Source organism: Streptomyces taklimakanensis (genome assembly GCF_009709575.1).
Lineage (GTDB): Bacteria > Actinomycetota > Actinomycetes > Streptomycetales > Streptomycetaceae > Streptomyces > Streptomyces taklimakanensis.
Genome location: NZ_WIXO01000001.1, coordinates 2,562,182 through 2,584,753, shown reverse-complemented (window position 1 = coordinate 2,584,753; position 22,572 = coordinate 2,562,182). Strand labels below are relative to the sequence as shown.

26 protein-coding genes and 1 tRNA gene are annotated in these 22,572 nt (G+C 69.5%); 11 read left to right on the top strand and 16 right to left on the bottom strand.

Going from position 1 to position 22,572, the window contains the following annotated elements; translation table 11 throughout:
* Positions 1 to 567: 567 nt before the first annotated feature.
* The 6 genes from F0L17_RS11200 to F0L17_RS11175 all read left to right on the top strand — a co-directional run bounded on the left by F0L17_RS11200 (position 568) and on the right by F0L17_RS11175 (position 7,280).
* On the top strand, positions 568 to 1,050 hold the full coding sequence (locus F0L17_RS11200) for a CarD family transcriptional regulator (RefSeq protein ID WP_093658831.1): 483 nt from the start codon (positions 568 to 570) through the stop codon (positions 1,048 to 1,050).
* A gap of 407 nt (positions 1,051 to 1,457) precedes the next feature.
* Positions 1,458 to 2,267: a 2-C-methyl-D-erythritol 4-phosphate cytidylyltransferase gene (ispD, locus tag F0L17_RS11195; protein WP_155070964.1), complete on the top strand. Its 810-nt coding sequence runs from the start codon at positions 1,458 to 1,460 to the stop codon at positions 2,265 to 2,267.
* Positions 2,257 to 2,763 carry a 2-C-methyl-D-erythritol 2,4-cyclodiphosphate synthase gene (ispF, locus tag F0L17_RS11190; RefSeq protein ID WP_155070963.1) on the top strand — a complete coding sequence of 169 codons (507 nt, stop codon included), beginning with the start codon at positions 2,257 to 2,259 and terminating at the stop codon, positions 2,761 to 2,763. The genes ispD and ispF overlap by 11 nt, the downstream gene beginning before the upstream one ends.
* Positions 2,764 to 2,920: 157 nt before the next feature.
* A complete protein-coding gene (gene cysS, locus F0L17_RS11185; RefSeq protein WP_162466066.1) occupies positions 2,921 to 4,324 on the top strand; it encodes a cysteine--tRNA ligase in 1,404 nt (467 codons plus the stop codon).
* 137 nt (positions 4,325 to 4,461) lie between these two features.
* Positions 4,462 to 5,415, top strand: a complete 954-nt coding sequence (gene rlmB, locus F0L17_RS11180; protein ID WP_155070962.1) for a 23S rRNA (guanosine(2251)-2'-O)-methyltransferase RlmB — start codon at positions 4,462 to 4,464, stop codon at positions 5,413 to 5,415.
* A gap of 113 nt (positions 5,416 to 5,528) precedes the next feature.
* A complete protein-coding gene (locus F0L17_RS11175) occupies positions 5,529 to 7,280 on the top strand; it encodes a DoxX family membrane protein (protein WP_162466065.1) in 1,752 nt (583 codons plus the stop codon).
* Between the two features lie 121 nt (positions 7,281 to 7,401).
* Here the strand turns inward: F0L17_RS11175 and F0L17_RS11170 are convergent, their stop codons facing one another.
* The 3 genes from F0L17_RS11170 to F0L17_RS11160 all read right to left on the bottom strand — a co-directional run bounded on the left by F0L17_RS11170 (position 7,402) and on the right by F0L17_RS11160 (position 10,132).
* On the bottom strand, positions 7,402 to 8,142 hold the full coding sequence (locus F0L17_RS11170; RefSeq protein WP_155070961.1) for a nucleotidyltransferase family protein: 741 nt from the start codon (positions 8,140 to 8,142) through the stop codon (positions 7,402 to 7,404).
* Positions 8,143 to 8,294: 152 nt separating this feature from the next.
* Positions 8,295 to 8,705, bottom strand: a complete 411-nt coding sequence (locus F0L17_RS11165) for a hypothetical protein (protein ID WP_162466064.1) — start codon at positions 8,703 to 8,705, stop codon at positions 8,295 to 8,297.
* Between the two features lie 308 nt (positions 8,706 to 9,013).
* The gene (locus F0L17_RS11160; protein ID WP_155070960.1) at positions 9,014 to 10,132 is read right to left on the bottom strand and encodes an ABC transporter ATP-binding protein; all 1,119 of its coding nucleotides are present in this window, start codon (positions 10,130 to 10,132) and stop codon (positions 9,014 to 9,016) included.
* A 193-nt stretch (positions 10,133 to 10,325) separates the two neighbouring features.
* Here F0L17_RS11160 and F0L17_RS11155 point away from each other — a divergent pair.
* Positions 10,326 to 10,401: transfer RNA gene (locus F0L17_RS11155), tRNA-Thr, on the top strand.
* 78 nt (positions 10,402 to 10,479) lie between these two features.
* Here the strand turns inward: F0L17_RS11155 and F0L17_RS11150 are convergent.
* From F0L17_RS11150 to F0L17_RS11105, 10 genes are all read right to left on the bottom strand, one after another.
* Positions 10,480 to 11,631, bottom strand: a complete 1,152-nt coding sequence (locus F0L17_RS11150; RefSeq protein ID WP_155070959.1) for a tyrosine-type recombinase/integrase — start codon at positions 11,629 to 11,631, stop codon at positions 10,480 to 10,482.
* Positions 11,631 to 11,813, bottom strand: a complete 183-nt coding sequence (locus tag F0L17_RS11145; protein WP_155070958.1) for a helix-turn-helix domain-containing protein — start codon at positions 11,811 to 11,813, stop codon at positions 11,631 to 11,633. The genes F0L17_RS11150 and F0L17_RS11145 overlap by 1 nt, the downstream gene beginning before the upstream one ends.
* Positions 11,806 to 13,131, bottom strand: coding sequence for a replication initiator (locus F0L17_RS11140; protein ID WP_155070957.1), 1,326 nt, complete (start codon positions 13,129 to 13,131; stop codon positions 11,806 to 11,808). Before F0L17_RS11140 ends, F0L17_RS11145 begins: the two co-directional genes overlap by 8 nt.
* A 140-nt stretch (positions 13,132 to 13,271) precedes the next feature.
* Complete coding sequence (locus F0L17_RS11135) at positions 13,272 to 13,517, bottom strand: SpdD protein (RefSeq protein WP_155070956.1); 246 nt, start codon at positions 13,515 to 13,517, stop codon at positions 13,272 to 13,274.
* 13 nt (positions 13,518 to 13,530) lie between these two features.
* A complete protein-coding gene (locus tag F0L17_RS11130; RefSeq protein ID WP_162466063.1) occupies positions 13,531 to 13,725 on the bottom strand; it encodes a hypothetical protein in 195 nt (64 codons plus the stop codon).
* 12 nt (positions 13,726 to 13,737) lie between these two features.
* Entirely contained in the window at positions 13,738 to 13,929 is a 192-nt protein-coding gene (locus tag F0L17_RS11125) for a mobile element transfer protein (RefSeq protein ID WP_155070955.1), read from the bottom strand.
* Between the two features lie 340 nt (positions 13,930 to 14,269).
* Entirely contained in the window at positions 14,270 to 14,983 is a 714-nt protein-coding gene (locus F0L17_RS11120) for a DUF2637 domain-containing protein (RefSeq protein ID WP_155070954.1), read from the bottom strand.
* Between the two features lie 86 nt (positions 14,984 to 15,069).
* Positions 15,070 to 16,449 (bottom strand): FtsK/SpoIIIE domain-containing protein, encoded by a 1,380-nt coding sequence (locus tag F0L17_RS11115; protein ID WP_162466062.1) that lies wholly within the window; start codon positions 16,447 to 16,449, stop codon positions 15,070 to 15,072.
* Positions 16,450 to 16,451: 2 nt separating this feature from the next.
* The gene (locus tag F0L17_RS11110; RefSeq protein WP_093852181.1) at positions 16,452 to 16,802 is read right to left on the bottom strand and encodes an SCO3933 family regulatory protein; all 351 of its coding nucleotides are present in this window, start codon (positions 16,800 to 16,802) and stop codon (positions 16,452 to 16,454) included.
* Positions 16,803 to 17,007: 205 nt separating this feature from the next.
* A complete protein-coding gene (locus F0L17_RS11105) occupies positions 17,008 to 17,796 on the bottom strand; it encodes a GntR family transcriptional regulator (protein ID WP_155070952.1) in 789 nt (262 codons plus the stop codon).
* A 110-nt stretch (positions 17,797 to 17,906) separates the two neighbouring features.
* Here F0L17_RS11105 and F0L17_RS11100 point away from each other — a divergent pair, with 110 nt between their 5' ends.
* The 4 genes from F0L17_RS11100 to F0L17_RS11085 are packed head-to-tail and all read left to right on the top strand — an operon-like array spanning position 17,907 to position 19,378.
* Complete coding sequence (locus F0L17_RS11100) at positions 17,907 to 18,314, top strand: NUDIX domain-containing protein (RefSeq protein WP_162466792.1); 408 nt, start codon at positions 17,907 to 17,909, stop codon at positions 18,312 to 18,314.
* A gap of 46 nt (positions 18,315 to 18,360) precedes the next feature.
* Positions 18,361 to 18,789, top strand: coding sequence for an ATP-binding protein (locus F0L17_RS11095; protein ID WP_155070951.1), 429 nt, complete (start codon positions 18,361 to 18,363; stop codon positions 18,787 to 18,789).
* Positions 18,783 to 19,094: a hypothetical protein gene (locus F0L17_RS11090; RefSeq protein ID WP_155070950.1), complete on the top strand. Its 312-nt coding sequence runs from the start codon at positions 18,783 to 18,785 to the stop codon at positions 19,092 to 19,094. Before F0L17_RS11095 ends, F0L17_RS11090 begins: the two co-directional genes overlap by 7 nt.
* Positions 19,091 to 19,378, top strand: coding sequence for a hypothetical protein (locus F0L17_RS11085; protein ID WP_162466061.1), 288 nt, complete (start codon positions 19,091 to 19,093; stop codon positions 19,376 to 19,378). Before F0L17_RS11090 ends, F0L17_RS11085 begins: the two co-directional genes overlap by 4 nt.
* A 378-nt stretch (positions 19,379 to 19,756) precedes the next feature.
* Here F0L17_RS11085 and F0L17_RS11080 read toward each other — a convergent pair whose 3' ends face one another.
* From F0L17_RS11080 to F0L17_RS11070, 3 genes are all read right to left on the bottom strand, one after another.
* Positions 19,757 to 20,452: a Shedu anti-phage system protein SduA domain-containing protein gene (locus F0L17_RS11080; RefSeq protein ID WP_155070949.1), complete on the bottom strand. Its 696-nt coding sequence runs from the start codon at positions 20,450 to 20,452 to the stop codon at positions 19,757 to 19,759.
* A 9-nt stretch (positions 20,453 to 20,461) separates the two neighbouring features.
* Positions 20,462 to 21,667, bottom strand: coding sequence for a hypothetical protein (locus F0L17_RS11075; RefSeq protein ID WP_155070948.1), 1,206 nt, complete (start codon positions 21,665 to 21,667; stop codon positions 20,462 to 20,464).
* 239 nt (positions 21,668 to 21,906) lie between these two features.
* Positions 21,907 to 22,506 carry a hypothetical protein gene (locus F0L17_RS11070; RefSeq protein ID WP_155070947.1) on the bottom strand — a complete coding sequence of 200 codons (600 nt, stop codon included), beginning with the start codon at positions 22,504 to 22,506 and terminating at the stop codon, positions 21,907 to 21,909.
* Between the last annotated feature and the right edge of the window lie 66 nt (positions 22,507 to 22,572).

Sequence of the window (22,572 nt, the reverse complement as noted above, 5' to 3'; positions counted from 1 at the left end):
AGCCGTCCGGGAGCGCCCGCACCCGACCCGCCCCACGGGACCCCACGGGACCCCACGGGACTCCGAGTGCCGCACTCCGGCCCCGCCGGACGGGCCGCGCGGGAGCGTCCCGCGAGAGGTGTGCGAGGTGTGTCGGGGTGTGGGAAGTGTGGGAGGACGTGTGGCGGGGACGGCGGTGGAATATCAACTGCACGTCCGTACGAACGATTACGCGCATTCAACCGGAAGGCGGTGGAGGAAGGCCGTGCCGAAGGTTCACCGGAAATCGGCGGACCGTCGTCCACCCCCTCCTGTTGATCAATTCGGCGGGCTCGTTCACCCGGATCAATGATTCCGACAAAACGGACGTACGGGTGTTTCGGTCAACCTCTCCCGAGAGGTTGGGGGCGCGATTCCGGCTTCCCGGGCACCCCCTCCCACCTGCGGATTTCCGCTCATTCGGGTGCCTCGAAGCACGATCCGGGCACTGTTGTCAAGCCCCGAGATAGGCCCTGACCTGCGAAAACGCCATTCAGAAGAGAGCGTTCTCGTGTTACCCTGGATAGCCACGGAAGGGGTACCTGTCACATGACGTTCAAGGTTGGCGACACCGTGGTCTATCCCCATCACGGGGCCGCGCTGATCGAGGCCATCGAAACTCGCCAGATCAAAGGCGTGGACAAGACCTACTTGGTTCTGAAGGTCGCGCAGGGCGACCTGGAGGTGCGCGTACCGGCGGAAAACGCGGAGCTCGTCGGCGTGCGTGACGTGGTCGGCCAGGACGGCCTCGACCGGGTCTTCGAGGTGCTCCGCGCGCCCTACGCCGAGGAGCCGACCAACTGGTCCCGCCGGTACAAGGCGAACCTGGAGAAGCTCGCTTCCGGCGACGTGATCAAGGTGGCCGAGGTCGTCCGCGACCTGTGGCGACGCGAGCGCGAGCGCGGTCTCTCCGCGGGCGAGAAGCGGATGCTCGCCAAGGCGCGCCAGATCCTGGTGAGCGAGCTGGCCCTCGCGGAGAACACCAACGAGGACAAGGCCGAGACGCTGCTGGACGAAGTCCTGGCGTCCTGACTCCGATCCGACGGACGACGACGAGACGAACGGCGTGACGTGAACGGGCCCCGCCCGTCGCCCACCGATCGGTGGTGGCGGCGCGGCCGTGAACACGCGACGTGAACGCATTCGGACACTGCCGCGGCGCCCGAGTGGCGGACCGTGAGAACATCGGTCTCCGCCACCGGGCGCTGCGGCGGCATGTCGGGATGCCGCGGAACGTCACGTTCGAGTTGTCGTCCCCATTCCGCCCACGCCTCGCGGCGCTCGTGATGGGACGGTCCGATGTCCGACGGTGATGCCATGCCGGGCCCGGAGGGCCGTACGACCGGCTCGTCACGGAAGGGGCCGATCGGGGCGTCACGCCCGGCACGCTGTGTGCCATACCCACCTCGGCCGAGGACACAAACCTGAACGTGCGACCAATGCCAGAAGAACAGACGTCCGCCGAAGCGGCGGAACCGAGGTCACCGGCCTCCGCCGACACCGCCCGCACCGCCGTGGTGATCCCGGCCGCCGGCCGTGGCGTACGGCTCGGCCGCGGCGCCCCCAAGGCGCTGCGGCCGCTGGGCGGCATCCCGATGCTCGTCCACGCCGTACGCGCGGTGGCCCGCGCCCGTACGGTCGCCCTGGTGGTCGTCGTGGCTCCGCCGGACGGCGCCGCGGCCGTCCGCACGATGCTGGACGAGCACCCGCTCCCCGACTCCGCCGGCGCCACCGACGTGGTGGTCGTCACCGGCGGCACGACCCGTCAGGAGTCCGTCGCCCGCGGTCTGGACGCGCTCACCGACGACATCGACGTGGTCCTCGTCCACGACGCCGCCCGTCCGCTGGTCCCCGTGGAGACCGTCGAGGCCGTGGTGGCCGCCGTACGGGACGGGGCGCCCGCCGTCGTCCCCGCGCTGCCCGTCACCGACACCGTCAAGCAGGTCGGGCCGCCCGCCGACGGCGCGGGGCCCGGGGCGCCCGAGCCGGTGGTGGCCACCCCCGAACGCGCCCTGCTGCGCGCCGTGCAGACACCCCAGGGCTTCGACCGGGCCACGCTCGCCAAGGCCCACGCGCAGGCCCCGACCGAGGGCGAGGGCGCCACCGACGACGCCGGGCTGGTCGAAGCCCTGGGCGTCCGGGTCGTCCTGGTACCCGGGCACGAGGAGGCGTTCAAGGTCACCCGCCCGCTGGACCTGGTCCTGGCCGAGGCCGTGCTCGCCCGCAGGAGGGCCACCGATGGCTTCTGAACCGACGCCCCCGATGCCCCTGGTCGGGATCGGCACCGACGTGCACGCCTTCGAGGAGGGCCGCGAACTGTGGTGCGCCGGCCTGCTGTGGGAGGGCGAGACGCACGGCCTGGCCGGACACTCCGACGGCGACGTCGCCGCCCACGCCGCCTGCGACGCCCTGTTCTCCGCCGCCTCCCTGGGCGACCTCGGTGCCCACTTCGGCACCTCCCGCCCCGAGTGGGCCGGAGCCTCGGGCGTCTCGCTGCTCGCCGAGACGGCCCGGATCGTCCGGGCGGAGGGCTTCGAGATCGGCAACGTGGCGATCCAGGTGATCGGCGTACGGCCCAAGATCGGCAAGCGGCGCGAGGAGGCGCGGAAGGCGCTGTCCGCGGCGATCGGCGCGCCCGTGTCCGTCTCCGGCACCACCACCGACGGGCTCGGCCTGACCGGCCGCGCCGAGGGGCTGGCCGCCGTCGCGACCGCCCTGGTCGTCTACCGCGCCCGAGCCGTCTGAACCGCCCGCGGGCCGCTCCGGGGAGGAAGCGGCAGGGGGACGGGCCCGGGCGACCGGGCGGGGCATCGCCGAAGAACACGGGTGGCACCGGACACAGGTGCCACCCGGCGCGCCTCCCGGCGCCTCGGCACGCGCTTTTCCTACTACCCTTGGGCCCGTGACTCTTCGCCTGTACGACACCAGCGCCCGGCAGATCCGTGACTTCACCCCGCTGACGCCGGGCTGTGTCTCGATCTACCTGTGCGGCGCGACCGTGCAGGCGGCCCCCCACATCGGCCACATCCGCTCGGGTCTGAACTTCGACATCATGCGCCGCTGGTTCGCCCACCGCGGCTACGAGGTCACCTTCGTCCGCAACGTCACGGACATCGACGACAAGATCATCGCCAAGTCCGCCGAGCAGGGACGCCCCTGGTGGGCGATCGGCTACGCCAACGAGCGCGCCTTCGACGAGGCCTACACCGCCCTCGGCTGCCTGCCGCCCACCTACGAACCGCGCGCCACCGGCCACATCCCCGAGATGGTCGAGATGATGCGCACGCTGATCGACTCCGGGCACGCGTACGCGGCCGACGGCAACGTCTACTTCGACGTGCGCTCCTTCCCCGACTACCTCTCCCTGTCCAACCAGGAGCTGGACGACCTGCGCCAGCCGGCGGGCGAGGGCGAGACCGGCAAGCGCGATCCCCGCGACTTCGCCCTGTGGAAGGCGGCCAAGCCCGGCGAGCCCGGCTGGGAGACCCCGTGGGGCCCCGGCCGCCCCGGCTGGCACCTGGAGTGCTCGGCGATGGCCCACAAGTACCTGGGCCGCGCCTTCGACATCCACGGCGGTGGCGTCGACCTCGTCTTCCCGCACCACGAGAACGAGATCGCCCAGTCCCGGGCCTACGGCGACGAGTTCGCCGGCTACTGGCTCCACAACGCCTGGGTGACGATGAGCGGCGAGAAGATGAGCAAGTCGCTCGGCAACTCGGTGCTGGTCTCGGAGATGGTCCGGCGGTGGCGTCCCGTCGTGCTCCGCTACTACCTGGGCACCCCGCACTACCGCTCCACCATCGAGTACAGCGAGGAGGCCCTGCGCGAGGCCGAGGCCGCCTACGGCCGGATCGAGGGCTTCGTCCAGCGGGCCGTCGAACAGGTCGGGGCCGTGGAGCCGGCCGCGCGGGTGCCCGAGGAGTTCGCGGCGGCGATGGACGACGACTTCGGCGTCCCGCAGGCCCTCGCCGTCGTCCACAACACCGTCCGACAGGGCAACGCGGCCCTGGGCGAGGGCGACAAGGACTCGGTGACCACCACGCTGGCCGACGTACGGGCGATGCTGGGCGTGCTCGGTCTCGACCCGCTCGACGCGCACTGGGCCGGCGGCGCCGGCGACGGACGCGGCGAGGGACTGCACGAGGCCGTGGACGCCCTGGTCGGACTCCTGCTGGAACAGCGCCAGGCGGCACGGGCCCGCAAGGACTACGCCGCCGCCGACGCCATCCGCGACCGACTCCAGCAGGCGGGCCTGGTGATCGAGGACACCCCGTCCGGGCCGCGCTGGGAGCTGGGTCCGCGGTAGCCCGACCGGGCCCGAGCCCAGCCCACCGCACTGACCCCACAACCGCATCAGCACCACGTGACAGCACCCGCACGCGGGTTTGCCGCCGGCGACCGGACGGCGACCCCGGCGGCAGCAGGAAGAGAAGAGTGATCCCGATGGCCGGGAACAGCCAGCGTCCCAACCGCCGCACGTCCAACAAGAAGGGCGCGCAGGTCGGCAGTGGTGGCAAGCGGCGCCGCGGCCTGGAGGGCAAGGGCCCCACGCCACCCGCCGAGATGCGCAAGGGCCACGTCAAGAACCGCATGGCCAACGCCAAGGCCCGGCAGGCCGCCCGCTCCACGCCCCGACGCGGCGCGGGCAAGGGCACGGCCGAGCTGGTCGTCGGCCGCAACCCGGTGGTCGAGGCGCTGCGCGAGGGCGTACCGGCGAACACGCTGTACGTACAGCAGTTCATCGACAACGACGAGCGCGTGCGGGAGGCGCTGCGGTTGGCCTCCGACCGCGGCGGCATCCACCTGATGGAGGCCCCCCGGCCGGAGCTGGACCGCATGACGAACGGGCTCAACCACCAGGGCCTGGTCATGCAGATCCCGCCCTACGAGTACGCCCACCCCGAGGACCTGTCCGCCGTCGCGTACGACGCCGGCGAGGACCCGCTGATCGTCGCCCTCGACGGCGTCACCGACCCGCGCAACCTGGGCGCGGTGGTCCGTTCCGCCTCCGCCTTCGGAGGCCACGGCGTGGTCGTCCCCGAGCGGCGCGCGGCGGGCATGACCGCGGGCGCCTGGAAGACCTCCGCGGGCACCGCCGCCCGCACCCCGGTCGCGCGGGCGACGAACCTCACCCGAGCCCTGGAGGCCTACCAGAAGGAGGGCCTGTTCGTGGTCGGTCTGGCCGCCGACGGCGAGATCGAGATCCAGGACGTGGCGGCGCTCGACGGCCCGTTGGTGATCGTGGTCGGCAGTGAGGGCAAGGGCCTGTCCCGACTGGTCGGCGAGACCTGCGACCTGCGGGTGCGCATCCCGATGCCGGGCGGCGCGGAGTCCCTCAACGCGGGCGTCGCCGCGAGCGTGGCGCTCTACGAGGCGGCCCGGCGGCGCCGCGGCTGACGGACGGTCGCCGCGACCGCGCCGCGCGCCACCGCCGTGCGTCTTGACGGGCACCCGACAGAAAGAGCTCGTCAAGGCAGTGTCCTATGCGTCCGTCACTCGGTTAGAGGAGTGTGGACACCAGAACACCCCGCGGTTTCTTCGACGACGAGCCGGTGCTGAGCACGGTCAGGGTGCCCAGCGACCCGGCCGAGGTCGTCGTCAGCCACGCGAGCTTCCGGGTGGAGTTCGCCTCGCCGCCCCCTCCCTCCCCGAGCCTGGGGCCGGTCCGCGTACCGGCCGGTGTCGGGGCCGTCGGGGCGGGCACCGCCGTACCGGCGGCGGTGCGCGGCGCCACCCTCCTGCACCGTCCGGTCGCCGGGCGGCGGGCGCCCGTGGTGTGGAGCGGTCGCACGCAGCCGGGCGACGGAGCCACCCGGCTGCTCCAGGCGGTACGCCGCGCGAGCGGCGGGACCGGCGGGGGCGAGGCGGACGACACCACCCAGGCGCTGCCGCGCGTGGTGCCCCCCGCCCTCCCGAGGCAGGTCGACGCCCGGCACACCACGGTGCTCCCCGTCTTCGACGACGACGGGGACACGATGCTCACCCGCGTCCACCGGACGACCGAACGCCCCCTGCTCGACGGCGTGCGCCCCGCCGAGGGCGCCTACGACCCCCCGGAGCACGAGCCGTACGGGACGGACGCGGACGACGGCCGCGACGTCCACGGCCGGTACGGCGACGGCTTCGGCGGCTTCGGCGGCCACGTCGGCTTCGACGACGAGGAGGCGCGGGAGGAGGGAGCGCGCCGCGAGGCCCAACGCCACGGCTACTACCCCGACCGCCGCATCAACCTCGGCGTCGTCCTGCTGCCGCTGCGGATCCTCCTCGGCCTCATCTCGATCTACGCCGGAATGGGCAAACTCTGCGACCCGGTCTACTTCGACGGCGGCGATCGCGGCTCGCTGGTGGCCTGGCTCCGCTCCCTCCAACCGTGGGCCGTGGCCGAGCCGATGCGGGACGTCGCGCTGGCCCACCCCGTCGGGGCCGGCCTCTGCGTCGCCTTCCTCCAGATCGTCGTCGGCGTGCTGACGATCCTGGGCCTGTGGCAGCGGGCCGCGGCCGGTGCCGGCGCCCTGCTGTCGGCGGCCCTGATCGTCACGGTGAGCTGGCACGCCGTCCCGGCGTACGAGACCCCGGACATCATCTACCTCGCCGCGTGGAGCCCGCTGATCATCGCGGGCGCCCCCTACTACTCGTTGGACGCCCGACTGGCGGGCGAGGCCTGGCGGACGCTCGGCCCGCGCGCGGAGGTGTGGGAGCTGCGCAGGCGGGTGCTGCGCCGGGGCACGATCGTCGCCACGGTCGTCCTGGGACTGGCCCTGCTGGTCGGCTCGGTGATGGGCAGCGCGGTGCGCTCCGCGCGGCTCGACAGCGTTCCCCGGCCCGGCGACCCGCTCACCAACAACCAGCCGGGCTCGCCGCTGCCCACGGAGTCCGGCAACGGCCCGAGCCCGTCCACCTCGGGCCCGGCGGGTGGCCTCCCGAGCACGGGGAGCCGCACGGAACCCAGCCCCGCCACCTCCTCCGGTACCGGCGCCACCACCCCCGGCACGGCCGGCACCGGCAGCGGAACCCCGGGCTCGCCGAGCCAGCAGCAGACGGTGCAGGCGCCGCCGCGACCCGAGATCCCGGCCGCTCCCCAGCCGCAGGCCCCGACCGACTCCGGCGACTTCGGGGGCGGCACCGAAGAGGCCGACACGGTCGGCGGGGAGGACGGCGGCGACGTCGGCTCCAGCGGCGGTACCTCCGGCGTCGGTGACGACGGCGGCGACGGCGGCGGAGGCGGCGAGCGGGAGGGGGCGCTGGGCGGCCTGTTGGGATGACCGGGGCCGAGGCCGGGCCGTTCCGCCTCCCGACGGCCACCCCGCGTCCGGGGCCCTCCCCGGTCCCGGACGCGCCCGTCCTCACCGGCCGGTTCCGGCCGCGGCCCCGGGCCGGGAGACTTCAGGAACGGCTCTGGGAAGCGAGCTCCCGGGCGGCCTCGCCGAGGTCCTTGGCGGTGTCGATGGCCCGCCAGTACGCGCCCTGCGGGATGGGAAAGCCCGCCAGGGCGCGTTCGCGCGCCAGCCGGGGGAAGGTCGTCCGCTCGTGGTCGCCGCGGTCGGGCAGCATCGAGGTGAAGGACGCGGAGAAGACGTAGACGCCCGCGTTGACCAGGTACGGCGAGGGCGGGGCCTCGATGAAGTCCAGGACGTGCCCGAACTCGTCGGTCTCGACCACTCCCCAGGGGATGCGGGGGCGGGCCAGCGCGAGGGTGGCGGTGGCGTCGCGCTCGGCGTGGAAGGCGGCCATCTCGCGCAGCGAGAAGCGCGTCCAGATGTCGCCGTTGGTGGCGTACCAGGGCTCGTCGGGCCGGGGGAGGGAGGCGGCGGCGTGCTTCAGGCCGCCACCACGGCCGAGGGGCTCCTTCTCGACCACGGTCGTCACCCGCAGCGGCAGGTCCGTGCCCTCCAGCCACTCCTGGAGGACCTCGGCGAGGTGGCCGCAGGAGACCACGGCGTCGGTGACGCCCTCGGTGGCCAGCCAGGCGAGCTGGTGGCCGATGATGGGCGTTCCCGTACCGGGAATCTCGACCATCGGCTTGGGGCGGTCGTCGGTGTACGGACGGAGCCGCGACCCCTGGCCGCCGGCCAGGACCACGGCCTGTGTCGGATACGTGTGGGCGAACTGGGCGTCGAGAGTCATGCCGTGACGATATGCGCAGCCGTTCCCGCGCCGACCCGGGCCCCGAGGCCCCCGGGAACACCGACGGCCCGCGCCGACGGTCCGTCCCGTCCGCGCGGGCCGTCGGCGCGGGCCTCCCGCCCGCCGTGCGGCACCCTCCCGGGGCCGTGGTGTCAGCGGGCGGCGGCGACCCCGGCGGCGAAGGAGGTGTCGCACACCGGGCGCGAGTAGGAGTGGGCGCGGACGGCGCCGTACTTCTCCACGGCGGCACGGCCCAGGGCCTTCGCGATGGAGACGCAGTGCTCGGCCAGCGACGGCTTGCGGTTGAGCTCCTTCTGCAGACTCGTCAGCGCGGCCCCCGGATCCTCCTGTCGCAACTCGGCGACCAGACGGTCGCGCAGCACCTCGTGCGGGGCCAGGGGCCTGTTCTCGGGAGTCGCCCGCTCGGCGGAGGTGGTGAGCATCCGCGTCCCCGAGGGAGTCGACCAGGGAACGTAGGTGACGGCGAGCGTCCCGGACAGGACCAGGACGACCGGAAGGACGAGGGCGAGAGTTCGGCCGATGCGGCGCGCTACCTGATTCACTGCTGAGTCTTCCTCGCGAAGGACGGATGGAGCCCGCTTCAGGGGTGGTTGCGATGGTAGCGAGGAGTGGCCGCATGGCGACTTTCGGTCACACCTGCGGGTGAACGATCCGGCATATTCCCAGGTGCGGCGGAGGAGCCGTGTTGACGCGCGAACCCGCCGTCGGGACACGGGAGTCGACGGGGAACCGGCGAGGGCCCGTACGTCCGTGGGTGCGGACGTACGGGCCCTGGGTCGGCCGTGTGGCGGAAGCCGCCGCGGAAGCGGTGCTCCCGGCCCCGCGGCCTCCGACGCCGTGCCTCGGTCGCTCAGTTGCTCAGGCGCTCACCGGTGGAGGTGGAGAACACGTGGGCCTCGCCGGCCTGCGGCACCACGTGGACCGTCGAGCCCTTCTCCGGAATCTCACGGGCCCCGACGCGGACGATGAGGTCCTTCTGCTCGCCACCGACCTCGGCGGTGCCGTAGACGTAACCGTCGGCGCCGAGCTCCTCGACGACGTTGACGGTGACGGCCAGACCCGCGGGCGCGTCCTTGGACATCCCCGCGCCCTCGCCGCTGACGACGTCCAGGTGCTCGGGACGGATGCCCACGGTGACGGTCTTGTCGCCCTTGTTCGTGGCCTCGGCGATCACCTCGCGCTCGACCGGGACGACGCTGTTGCCGAACTTCACGCCGCCGTCGATGATCGGCACCTCGACGAGGTTCATGGCCGGGGAGCCGATGAAGCCCGCGACGAAGAGGTTCGCCGGCTTGTCGTACATGCGGCGCGGGGCGTCGATCTGCTGGAGCAGACCGTCCTTGAGCACGGCCACCCGGTCGCCCATGGTCATGGCCTCGGTCTGGTCGTGGGTGACGTAGACCGTGGTGATGCCCAGCCGGCGCTGGAGGCCGGCGATCTGGGTGCGGGTCTGGACGCGGAGCTTGGCGTCGAGGTTCGACAGCGGCTCGTCCATGAGGAACACCTGCGGCTCGCGGACGATCGCGCGGCCCATCGCCACACGCTGCCGCTGACCACCGGAGAGCGCCTTGGGCTTGCGGTCCAGGTAGGGCTCCAGGTCCAGGATCTTCGCGGCGTCCTCGACCTTCGCGCGGATCTGGTCCTTCGGCACGCCCGCGATCTTGAGCGCGAAGCCCATGTTCTGGGCGACGGTCATGTGCGGGTAGAGCGCGTAGTTCTGGAACACCATGGCGATGTCCCGGTCCTTGGGCGGAAGGTGGGTGACGTCACGGTCACCGATGCGGATGGCGCCGCCGTTGACGTCCTCCAGACCCGCGAGCATGCGCAGGGAGGTGGACTTTCCGCAGCCGGAAGGGCCGACGAGGACGAGGAACTCGCCGTCCTCGATCTGGATGTCGAGCTTGTCGACGGCGGGCTTGTCGGAACCCGGGTAGATGCGGGTCGCCTTGTCGTACGTGACCGTGGCCATGGTCGGTTGTCTCCTTCACCGGCAGGAACGTGCCGGACGATCCGAGTAAAGGGCATGTTGCACGTGTGTGAACCCGTGCGAACGTGCGCTGACGTTAACCCGGGGGAGTGCCCTTTGTCAGTACTTCCCGCCGAGCGAAACCGAGCGGCTCCGCCGCGAGGAGTGGGTACACTGCGTACGCGTCGCCACGCACGCCGCCTTAGCTCAGCTGGTAGAGCGCCGCTCTTGTAAAGCGAAGGTCGTCGGTTCGAACCCGACAGGCGGCTCCACGCCCGAACAGGGACGAAGCCCCGGACCATGATCGGTCCGGGGCTTCTGACATCCACAGGTGACATCAACGAGGGCGGTCACCCGCGATCGAGGCGGCGCCTGAGCAGCCGGTCCATGTGGCTGATCGCCTCCCGCTGGGTGTCCTGCGCCACGTGCGTGTAGACGTCCATGGTGATGCTGATCTGGCTGTGGCCCAGGATCTCCATCACCACGCGGGGAGCCACCCCGGCCGCGGCGAGCAGCGTCGCGCAGCCGTGCCGGGCGTCGTGCAGCCGGATGCGCCGCAGGCCGGCCGAGTCCGCGATCCGGAAGAAGGACCGGTTGATGTTCTGCGGGTCGATCGGACGGCCGTTGCGGGTGCGGAACACCCATGAGGACGGTGACAGATCCTCGCCCTTCCGCCGGGCCGCCTCACGCTGCCGCATCCGGTGCCAGCGCAGCGCGGCCAGGCAGATCAGGGGGAGGGGCACGGGCCGGGCCCGGCCGGTCTTGGTGGTGTCTTCGTACAGCTCGCCGCCGACGCGCTGAACCTGCTTGCGGACCCGCAGAATGCGGCTGTCCAGGTCCACGTCCGACCAGCGCAGCCCCAGGATCTCCCCGCGCCGCAGGCCCATGGCCACGGCCAGGACGAAGGCCGCGTACAGCGGATCGCTCCGCGCCGCCTCCAGGAACGTCAGCGTCTCGTCCAGCGTCCACGGCGACGACTCGCGGCTGACCACCTTCGGCGGCTCGACGAGGCTCGCCACGTTGCGCGTCACCAGCTCCTCGCGGCAGGCCGAGGTGAGCGCCGTCCGCAGCACCCGGTGAGCCTCCTTGGCGGTGGCTGGAGACGCCTTGCGGGACACCTCGGCGACGAAGGTCCGCACATGGCGCGGGCTCAGCGTCTCCAGCCGCTTGGAGCCGAGCAGCGGCACGAGGTAGAGCCGGACGTGCATCGCGTACTTGCTGTACGTCGTCCGCTTCCGGTTCGGCCTGATGACGTTCTCCAGCCAGTACGGCAGCCACTCGGCGAGCTTGGCCGAACGGGTCGGCACGGGGATGCCGGAATCGACCTTGGCCAGCAGCTCACGGCGCTTGGTGTCGCACTCCGTCCACGTCTTGCCGTATACGAACTTCCGGGCACGGGTGCCGTCCGGTTGGAGGACGTAGACCGCCGCGTGATAGCGGCCGTCCTTCCGCTTGGTGATGGTGCCCGCGCCGTTGGGGTTGCGCTTGCGCTGTCCGGCCATCACGCGGCCTCCGCCAGTCGGTGGGAAATGAACTCCCGCAGCGCCGAGGCGGGAACGCGCCGGGACCGGCCGATGGTGACCGAGGGCAGGCGGCGCGAGCGGATCAGGTCGTAGACCTTGGAGCGACCGAGCCGGAGCCGGGCCATCACCTCCGGCACGGTCAGCAATTCCTCGTCAGGCATGGGCGTTCTCTCCTTCCGCGCTGGGGTTGGCGGTCAGGGCGTTGGTCAGCCATTGCTCGCCCGCGGTGAGGCCGGTGCCGGCGAAGGCCCAGTGCGCGAGGACGAGCGTGGTCTCCTCCGGCTCGGCGGCCGGGTCGTGGGGTGTCTCGCCGCGTGAGATGGCGGCTTGGAGGCGCTGCCACTCGGCGCGGGCGTCGCGGAGGGCGCCGAGGGTGGTGGAGTAGCGGCGGGTCTTGGTGGAGAAGTGGCCGCGGAAGCCGAGCATGTGGGCCCAGGCCCGCAGCCGCAGGTGTTCCAGGTCCTTGCGCGCGCCGAGGGTCCAGGCGGTGCGGATCATCCGCCGGGCGTGGTCGGAGAGATCGAGCCCGGCCAGCTCGGCGAGGAACTTCAACGGCCGGTCCAGGGTGCCGGTGGCCGTTTCGGCGCCCTTGGTGGCGTACTTGGCGATGTAGGCCGCGACGGCCCGGTCGGTCAGCTCGGTGCCGCCGTCGAGGTCGGCTGAGCGGATCGGGCGGATGTCGAGCTGGCGGCCGAAGGCGAAGGTGTGCGTCCGGCCGTCGAGGGTCGGGCCGGTGATCCGGGCGGCGGATGCGGCCGCGCGGATGGCGTCGGTCAGCAGCTCGGCACTGGCCCAGGAGGGCGGCGGAGTGTCGCCGCCGGTGGGGCCGTCGAGGCGGATGACGGCGTGGAAGTGGACCGCGCCGCGCTTCTGGTACTCGGCGACCTTGGCGAAGGACACCCGGGCGTACTGGCGGAAGGCGCGTTGGGTGAGTCCGGCGCGCTTGGCGATCTCCCGGCGCAGGTAGATCGAGAAGCGCCGCCAGATGGCCCCGGCGTGCGCGTTCCACAGCACGGCCGCTTCGTAGTCGTAGGTGTCGGGGTCGAGCGGGGTGCCGAGGGCGGGATCGTCGGCCGGGTGGCGGGCGCCGCAGCGGCAGCGGCCGGAGTCGGGGCGGTTGTGGACCGGGCCGAAGCTGGGCGCGGTGAAGGTGGCGAACACGCGCGGGTGCGTGGCGACCTGCTCCGGGGTGCCCTTGCCGCCGCGCAGTCCGGCGGTGATCAGGTGGTAGGTGTCGCGGCGGTAGGTCTCGGCGCAGGTGGCGCACCGGGTGGTGCGGCGGTTGTTGCAGCGCACCAGCAGATGACCGGCCGGGAGCTGCGCCGAGTCCAGGCGGTGCAGTTCGGGGCCGATCTCCCCGGTGGCGGTGTTGAGGGCGTGTTCGGCGCGGTAGCCGGACAGCCGGATCGGGCGCGCGCAGCCGCCCAGGCCGGTCAGTTGCCGGACCAGGCCGGGCAGGCTACCCCAGGCGGCCAACATGCCGAGTTCTTTCGGCGGCGGTGCGGTGGTGCGGGGGATGATGGGCTCTCTCCTTGTCTGGCTTGCGGGTCGGACGAGGGGTTGAGGCCGGTCGGGGCGGCGGGATGCTTGGCGGTATCGAGGCCGCCCCGACCGGCCGTTCAGCGGCGGTGCCCGGAGGCGAGCAGGGACCGCAGGACGAGGGCGGCGACGGTCACGGATATGGCCGTGACGGCGACGGCGGCCAGGAGCGCGGTCAGCACCACGCCGCCGACGAGTACGGCGGCCACCGCCCCGGTCGTGGCCGGAGGCAGTGCGGGCCGCCGGACGGCCGGGGCGGGGTGGCAGGAGCAGGCCGGCGGCTGGCCGTGCTCGGTGGTGGCCGGGAGCTGCGGACGCAGGAACATGGCGGGTTCTCCTTCAGTCGGTGGTGCCGTTGACGACCTCGACCCCGGTGCGGGTGCCGGTGTCGATGGCGGGGGCGAGGAAGGTCTGGGAGAGGTAGAAGCCGAAGAGGGCGATCACGACGACGACCCACAGGCGGATGCCGAGGAACTTGATCGCGGCCCAGGCGATGACGCCCAGGACGGCCACCAGGGGCAGGGAGACGGTCACGGGAACCTCCGGTCAGCGGACGGGGCAGCGGTGGGTACGGGCGGCCAGCTCGGCGGCGGAGCGGCTGTCGTAGTCGGCGGAGAAGCCGCAGCGCGGCGCGGTGCAGGCGGCGGTGTGCTTCTCGCGGCCCCGGCCGTCGTAGGCGGTGCCGACCTGGACAGGGCCGATGCGGACGACGCGGCGGAAGCGGCGGTGCGCGGGCATGAGTAGTCCTCCTGTTAGGGCAGATAGGGCGTGCGATGATCCGACTGACCAGGGCATGAGGCATGTCCGGATGGCTGTATGGCCGCGGTGTGACTTGGTTGCCGACTTGTGATTGCGGTGCCGGAGCAGTAGATGTCGGTGCCGTCGCGGTGCCTTGAGGGGATGAGCGCTGCGTGAGGGGGCGGAGTGAGCCGACGAACACGAGTGATCTTGATGCTCATCGGTCAGGCACTGGCCATTGCCGGCCTCACGGCGGTTGGTCGTTTGTGGCTGGGTTGGGACTGGATTTACCTGATCCCCATGTGCGCCAGTTGGGCTTTGAGTACGGGCCTGATCCTTTTCATGCAGCGTCCTTGGCGAGAGAGGTTGTAGAGCTGGTCACCTCCTCTTGAGGCGGATGTATGGGATGCCCGCTTCGGCTCAGGTGGGCGGCGATCTGGTCGGCCAGGGCGGGCGGGACGCCGAGGCGGGTGCGCAGGGTGTCGGTGTCGATGGGCGTGCCGGTCCGGGCGCGGTGGGCGTCGGCGACCTTCCGGGCGTGCTCGACGAGGGCGGCCGGGATGGCGGGTGCCGCCGGGAGCGCCGGGGCAGGTGCGGCAGGCCGGGCCGGTTCGGGTGTGGGTTCCGGCGCAGGCTCGGCGGCCGCGGGCAGATCGGCGGTGTCCTCGTCCGGCTCATCCGGTGCCGCAGTGCTCGGCGAGTGAGCGAGGAGCGTTCCGCCGAGGAAGGCGACGGCGGGCCATCCGGCGACGAGGATGCGCAGCCAGGCGGGCACGTCGTCCAGGTCGAGGAGTCCGGCGGTGGCGACGTTCGCGCCGAGCGAGGCGGCCAGGGCGATGACGAACCAGCACCATCCGGCCGTGGTGGCGTGGCCGGAGCGCAGGCGCCGCCAGGCCGCGACCATCAGCAGGTCGACGCTGATCGGGTAGGCCCAGGCTTTCCAGCCGTGCTGTCCGGCCGCTGCGGCCAGGTCGTGCAGGTGCGCGAAGGACAGGGCACCGGCGATGACGGCCTGGACCAGCACGGCGTCGACGCGGGCCAGGTAGCGGCGCATGGGTGGCACCTCCTTTCGGTTTTCGGCATGGCAGGGGTAGGGACGTGGCGCGAGGGCGGTCGCGCCGACCGTGGTGCGGGGCGGCTTTAGTCGGTCACGGGTCGCGGTGTGACCAGCGGAGTCGGATGTTCGACCGGGGCCGGCGGAATGTGCGGCCGGAACGGGTCGAGGGCGGGCACGTCGGGGGCGAGGTGCGCGGTGTCCTGACAGACGGCGGCGGCGTCGGTGAGGGAGAGGTAGGGGGTGCGGATGCAGGACCAGCCGCCGGAGGTGTCACCGGCCACGGCCAGGCCCGGCCGTTCCGGGGCGATGGAGCAGGCCGCCTCCACCGCTTCGGGGGCGATGTCGCCGAGCGCCATCTTGGCGGACGCCTCGTCGTTCACCCGGTGGCAGACGCGGCCGGAGAGCTGGGCGCGGAGCATGGTGGCGCCCTTGCCCAGCTCGGCGCCGAAGCGCTGCCCGCACACCTCCAGATAGATCCCGGCGGCCCGGCCGAGTTGGGCGAGACGGATGAGGTGGGTGACCATCTCATCCCGCCGCTCCTCGTCCTTCTTCGTCGCGACCAGGAACAGCTCGGCCACCTCGTCCACGACCAGCACGATCGGCACCGGCCGCTCATCCTCCGGCAGGCCCCAGACATCAGAGGTGATCTCCTCATCCGGAGTGTTGGGGGCGATGCCCTGCCGGGCCTTGATCAGGTCGTAGCGGTCCTCCATCTCCTTGACGAGCACCGGCAGCAGCTCGGCCGCCTCGCTCGGGTCGGTGGCCAGGGCGGACAGGCGCGGGGCGAACGGAGCCAGCTCCACCCCGCGCTTGCAGTCGATCCCGACCAGCGCGACCGGCTGCCGGGCCAGACCGGCGACGAGGTTGCGCAGGTACATGGACTTGCCCGACAGCGTCGCGCCAAGGGTGAGCTGATGCGGGATGGCGCGGTAGTCGCGGACGAACGCGGTTGCGTCCTCCCGCAGCGCCACCGGCACCCGAAGGAACTCGCCCTCGACATCGCGCGGCATCCGCACCCGGTCCAGCACATCGAAGCCGACCAAACGCAGCTCGACCACACCCGGCTTGACCTCCGCCACATAGACGGCGTGCACGCCCCAGGCGTGGCGGAGCCGTTCGGCCGAGGCCGCCACGTCGGCCGGTTCCTGCCCCGGCGCCAGCCGCAGCCGCAGGCGCAGGCCGGTCGAGGTGGGGCGGATCAGGCCCCGGCGCGGCGGCACCGGCCTCACCTCCCGGCGGCTGGTCGCCCAGGTGGCCAGCGCCCGCAGCCGGGACGGGGGCACGGTCAGTCCGCAGGAGTCCATGACCGCCCCGTAGGAGGTGACCAGCCGGGCCACCGACACCGGCAGGCCCACCACCGGCCACCAGGCCGCCGGGTGCCGGGACTTGGCCCAGGCGGCGGCCCCGCCACCGGCTATGGCAACGGGACCGCCCACCTCCAGCCACGTCATCAGGTCCGACACGGTCAGGCCCCCACCGCGGCCGGGACGGCACCGGGGGTGACGGCGGCGGCCCGGTAGGCGATGCCGTGCCGCTGCTGGCCGTTGAAGACGTTCTCCCACGGCTTGGCCACCAGGCCCGGCAGGGACACCGGAGCGCCCAGGGCCAGGCCCTCGGCGACGCCGCTTTCGGGGACGGTGACGCGGATCAGCGCGGACTCGCCCTCGTCGATGTAGACGACGCCGATCGTCATCAGCGTCTCGCCGCTCACGGCGTCCTTGGCCACCTCGCCGGTCTGCCGGTCGCGGACCTTGGGCTCAGGGGCTTCGGTCAGCAGGATCGTGGCGGTCGAGGTCTCCACACGGATGGTGCGCAACGTCTTGTCTCTCCTTGGATCGCACCGGAACCACTGACGCCTACTCGTCTAGACAAGATACGGCGACGTGATCCCGAGTCAGTTCGGAACGCGGACCACTGTGCCACACAGCTTGCCCACTCGTCTATACGAGTATGCGCCTGGGTGTGTACGAGTCGAAACCAGCCGCGCACCGGGCCGCACCGCACCTCGCCACCCCCGGCCGTCAGGTGGCCGGCAACCGGTACGACAGGACGTAGGCGTCGGCGGCCATCACCGTGTCGCAGACCTCCACCGCGCGCCCCTCGGTGTCGTACGCGGTGCGGATCAGGTGGATGACCGGCACACCGGAGGCCAGCCGCAGCGTCCGCACCTCCTGCGGGGTGGGCATCCGGGCCTTGATCTCCTCGTCGAAGTGGTCCAGGCGGTGCCCCAGCTCCTCCAGCCGGGCATAGATGCCACCCGGACCGGGGTTCGGCTGGGCGATCGGGGTGTTCCGCGCCAGGTCGAGCGGGAGGTAGGAGGTGGCGAACTCCACCGGCCGCCCGTCCAGCAGATACCGGCGACGACGGGCCAGCACCCGGCGCGGCGAGCCCAGGCGCGCGGCGATGTCCTGACTCGGCCGCTCCTCCCCGACCTCCAGGCTGTCCACCTCCGACTTGCTCCCGGCCGCCTCCGCCTCCACGATGAACGCCGACTTGCCCTGCTCGCGGTGGCGCCGGGCGAAGCGGTCCGAGGCCAGGCGCCGCACCGGCGGGCGTGGCCGGACATAGACGCCCCTGCCGTGCTCGGAGACCACCAGGCCCTCGGTCTGGAGAATCGACAGCGAGTTGCGCACGGTCATCCGGGAGACGCCGTAGTGCTCGACCAGTTCGGATTCGGACGGCAGCTTGTCGCCCTCCTTGAACCGGCCCTTGTCGATGGCTTCGCGGATCTGGTCGGCGATCTGCCGGAACACCGCGCGGTCACTGGTCGGGTCCAGCGCTCCGAGAGCGCCGGAAGGGGAGGCCGCCATCTTTACTCCTTTGGATATCTAGACGAGAGGCTGAGTGTCGTTGCTACGGTGGAGAGCCTAGCCAGCCCAGGAAGCCGAGGACTGTGAGTACTGCCGAACGCCCCCACTCCGTGAGCGTCGCCGGAGTCATCGTTGACGACCGCGGCCGGGCCCTGCTGATCAAGCGCAGGGACAACGGGCACTGGGAGCCGCCCGGCGGCGTCCTCGAACCGGGCGAGACCATCCCCGAGGCCCTCCAGCGCGAGGTCCTCGAAGAGACCGGCATCAAGATCGTCCTTCCGGCGGCCCTGACCGGCGTCTACAAGAACATGACCGGACTGATCGTCTCCCTCGTCTTCCGCTGCGAGGCGATCGACGGTTCCCCCACCACCGGCGACGAGACCCGTGCATTGCGCTGGGCCACCCGTGAGGACGTCACCGAACTCGCCGACGAGGCATACGCCGTGCGCGTCCTGGACGCCCTGGACGCGGCGGCCCCGCCGGCCGTCCGGGCGCACGACGGCGTGAAACTCGTCTAGCCCGAACCCACTGCCCATGGCCGCCTACCAGCACGAAGGAACTTGTATGGACGAGTATACGAGTACGGTGCGAGTCTGGGAACTCTCCTGCCCGAGACTCCCGGCCGAGGTCGGCCGCGCCCGCCGCTGGACCCGCGACATCCTCCACGACAGCCCTTGCGCCGACGACGCCGCGTTGATCGTCACCGAGCTGGGCGCCAACGCGGTCACCCACACCACCGGGCCCGCCTTCCGCGTCACCATCACCCGAGCCGCCGAGGCCGTGACGCTCACCGTCACCGACACCGGCGCCACCACCACGCACCCGCGGATCACCCACCCCGACGAGGAGGCCACCCACGGCCGAGGACTGGCCATCGTCACCGTCCTCGCCGCAGCGCTGGACATCCACCACGACGGCCACGGCCACACGGTGACCGCTCACCTCCCCGCCTCTGCACCGCAGCCGACCACGCGGGAAACCCAGCCATGCTGACCCGCTCCTACTGGTGCGAAGCGATCGCCCACACCCTCGATGACGGCCGCACATTCTGGCTCGGCGCCCACTCCACCAGCTCACCGCGGCTCGCCCTGCGCTGGCTCCAGCAACGGGCCCGCCACATCAGCGACCAGCTCGACCCACCGGCCGCCCGCCCCGTTCTGGCCTGGCTCCACGACGACCAAGCCCACGAACACGCGTTAGCCGTCCTCGCCTCCGGCACGCCCTACACCCACACGGTTTACGACGACGCCGTCCGCTACCTGCTCACCGCCCGACCGACCCCAAGGCCCTACCCGTGACTTGCGACCGCACCGCCCAGAACGAGCAGCTGTACCGCTATGAGATCACCGTCGCCCTGAACGCCGTCGTCCGCGCCTGCCAGGACATCGTCACCGAACACAGCCACCGCGGCTTCTGGACACCCCACACCAGCAACGAGCCGACCCCCACGCATCAAGACCTGATCGAGGCCGCCCGCCGCGATGTTCTCAACCGCCTCCAGATGGTCATCCACTGCGCCGAAACGGTCGCCTACACCATCGAGCACGACCGCCAACGCCAGCCCAACCGGCCCACTGAGTAACAACCTTCTCTACGAGTTCAAGGCGGCTCGCTCCGCTCACCGCGCGCGGCCCGGCCGCCGGCCGGGCCTGCGCTCCAGTCTCCGCCCCGCTCCGCCCCGGCGTCCGCCGGCCGCGCACCAGCAGCACACACCGGGGTTGCTGACCAGGCGCCGTCGTGGCTGGGGGTCGGCTCCGACGGCTTTACGCACCTACCCGGTCCGGGACCCGCGTCGAGCACGCCCAGGGGGCCACTCGGACACATTGCGGGCAGGTCCACAGCCTGCCCGAGTTGCCAACCAGCGTACGGCCCCCTGGCCATGCCCGACCCCAGTCCGGGCAGGACACCGCCCAAACCCGCTCCGCCGACCTGGTGCTAGGTCGCGATGGATTACCGGGGGCTAGCGCCCGTAGAGTTCACATTCTTCACACTCGTCCGTAACTGGATGACGCATGGGAATCATCTTGCGAGCCTCTTCAAGAAGCCAATCATAGGTCTGAATCTCGCAATGCTCATTCCAGAAAATATCGTGCCGCCTGCGCTGGTCGTCCTGATTAGTGATCCGGCGGCGACCGATGATTACCATGCCCTGGACCTTGGGGGAGATGTCGACAAACCCGCATCCTCCATTCCGAGGACTATTCCTAGCGGTCTGCAAATTATTTTCAATCCAGTGCCTCCAGTCTTTGATCTGCTGGAGTCCGTTTCGGAGTTCCCGTGCAGGAGTTTTATATTTACCCACAAAAAGAGAATCAATGCATGGGGTCTCGAGCTCGATGGCGACCCACCTTAATCCGCCACTGTTAAGCCTGGCGGCCATAAAATCAGGGACGTAAACCCCTCCTACTTTTGGCTTGGGGATAATCCATCGGCAACCAGCACCTATCTGATGGGCCAGAACTTCTGGGTGTTCTTCGAAAAATTCTTGCAAGGGGTCTTCAGTCTTTGCTTCTTCCAACACCCTTTCAAACTCGTCAACCGCCTTGGCGGTCGGAGCGTCCCGGACCATGCACAGCTTTTTGTGGCCGTTTCGCACAAGCTCCTGCGTTGCCCAAGCGAGGTAGGCGTCGGCGTCGTTCCAATCTTCCGTGTCCACTGTTCACTCCTAAGGGATTTGGTCAACATCAAACAAGGAGTCTGCACTGGTTGGTGCAGATGGCTTAGAGAGAAGGACGGAAATTTTCCTCGCTTCATCCTCACGGAGATCAAAAAGAAGGAGAAGGGCCGCACGCAAAATCTCGGAAATTGGAAATCTCGCGGCCGTCCTTCCATGGGCTGTGAGGCTCCTGAAGTCGCAACGCAAATTGCGTGCTCCAGCAATAGAAGCAATTGCTGAATTGACCCGGGCTGAGGCTCCAAGAACCTCAGCGAAGTTCATCAATTCAGCATCGCCGGATACATCCTCTACGTGCTCCGACCCATACGTAAGTGTTCGCCTATCCGTAGAAAGCTCAAGTTCCGAAATCGGAATCCGATGTTTGATGGAGCGCGAGACTAGCTCATCAATGCTGATACCATCAAAATCTTCCGCCGGGACATTCAAGTCCTCTCGCTTACTCGCCAAGAAGGCTGTGAAGCGTTCCCCTTGCAGGCCTAGCATTCCCCTATCGATCACCCATTGAATAGGAAATGAACCCTCAAGGGCATCCCAAAGTTGCGGTTGCGCCGATACAATGCGGCAGAACCTGGCGAACAAGACGTCGAGGTTATTCGCCACCAGTCTCTGGAGATTCGGGGATGGCTGATCGATGGACAAACCGGATACACGCTCAAGAGAAATACTTCTCCCAATTCTGCGCCAAAAGACGTCATCGATAATTTCTTCTAGATTCAGCAGAAATGAAAGAGCTTCATCATCAAGAGGGCCGGTAACATCGCCGATGGCAGGAAATGCAGATGCGTCCCCGCCCGAGCCAACCCAAACAGCATGCAAGAAACGCGTAAGGCGAGCGGACCTCAAGTCATCAAACACATCGCCGATGACCCTTGTTGCTGATTGCGTGCGCGAGGCGTCCAATTCTTGAGCGGCAGAGAAACCGTCCGATATTCCGTTAGATACGGCATTTGCTTCCGATTGACGGACCACGCCGCGACCCCCTTGCAAAATTGCACTGGAGGCCAGACTGACGACCGGATATTCCCGGCGACAGTTAATGAATTCTTCTAATCCATCCGCATCCGTAATCAGTGAGTTTGTGTCACGCGCTGCGGAGTTAAGACGTTCGTCAATTACTGGCTTCGTCTGCCTTCTGGGCGTGACGAGAGAGAAGAAAATTGACTTAGATCCTCCTGCGATTTCCAAATCCTCCATGAGATATGAGGGATCGGGATCAGTTCGCAGGAATAGGTGGCGCGTAGTGCTCTCTTGAGGCCATTTTAAAACGAGATCAGGAGCGTAGGTGTGATTGAAGTACTCGGTTGACTTTACCGCTACGCGTGAGTCCGTTTCTCTAATCTCATTGATGACAGTCTGTTTTACGGCGTTAACACTACCTAGCGGGTTAGCCTGATCAAAGGCATTGCGCACTGATTGCGCGTATGAAACACGCCTCACCATGTGCCCGCCTCAACTTCATGCTTTATTAGTATTCCGCGATGCTCGGGAGTGATCACTAGCTTTTCCTGCTTGTCCGAGAGGACAAGGAGCCATAGACGGTTTGCGACTTCCTGCGCTATATCCTCGTCTATAAGCGCTTTAGCTTCGTCTTCCGATTCCGTATTGAATACTCGGGAAGCCTCAGACAGGACACCCTCGCGAACTTTATCCACCGAGCAGAGTTTTCCCCAAGAACCTACGAGAAATGGATGCCACGTTATCCACATGAAGTGGTCTGCAAGACGGGCGTGGTGAAGCAATGTCACATAACATTTAGCAAGGTATGACTGGTAGTGTGTCCCTTGATCTCCTGCTGCCGAATATTTTTTACATTCGGCCAAGAACATTTGTCCTGAGAACTCGCCGCCGTGCAGTATTCCGCCTATGTCATAGGAGAAATTCCAACCGCCGTACGACCAAGGGAACTCAAGTCTCCCCGCAGAATAGGGGTCAGTATTTAGCCACGCTGCTTTTACTCTGGTAGTGGATTCAAGCCAACGCTTAGCGCGCCTTGCGCCATCATCACCGAGCTGATGTAGAGCCTCCCCTGGCATGTGATGCAGCATACATAGCTTGATCGAGCAAGTATAGGGTTCTGTGACAGCCTGACCACAGAGGGT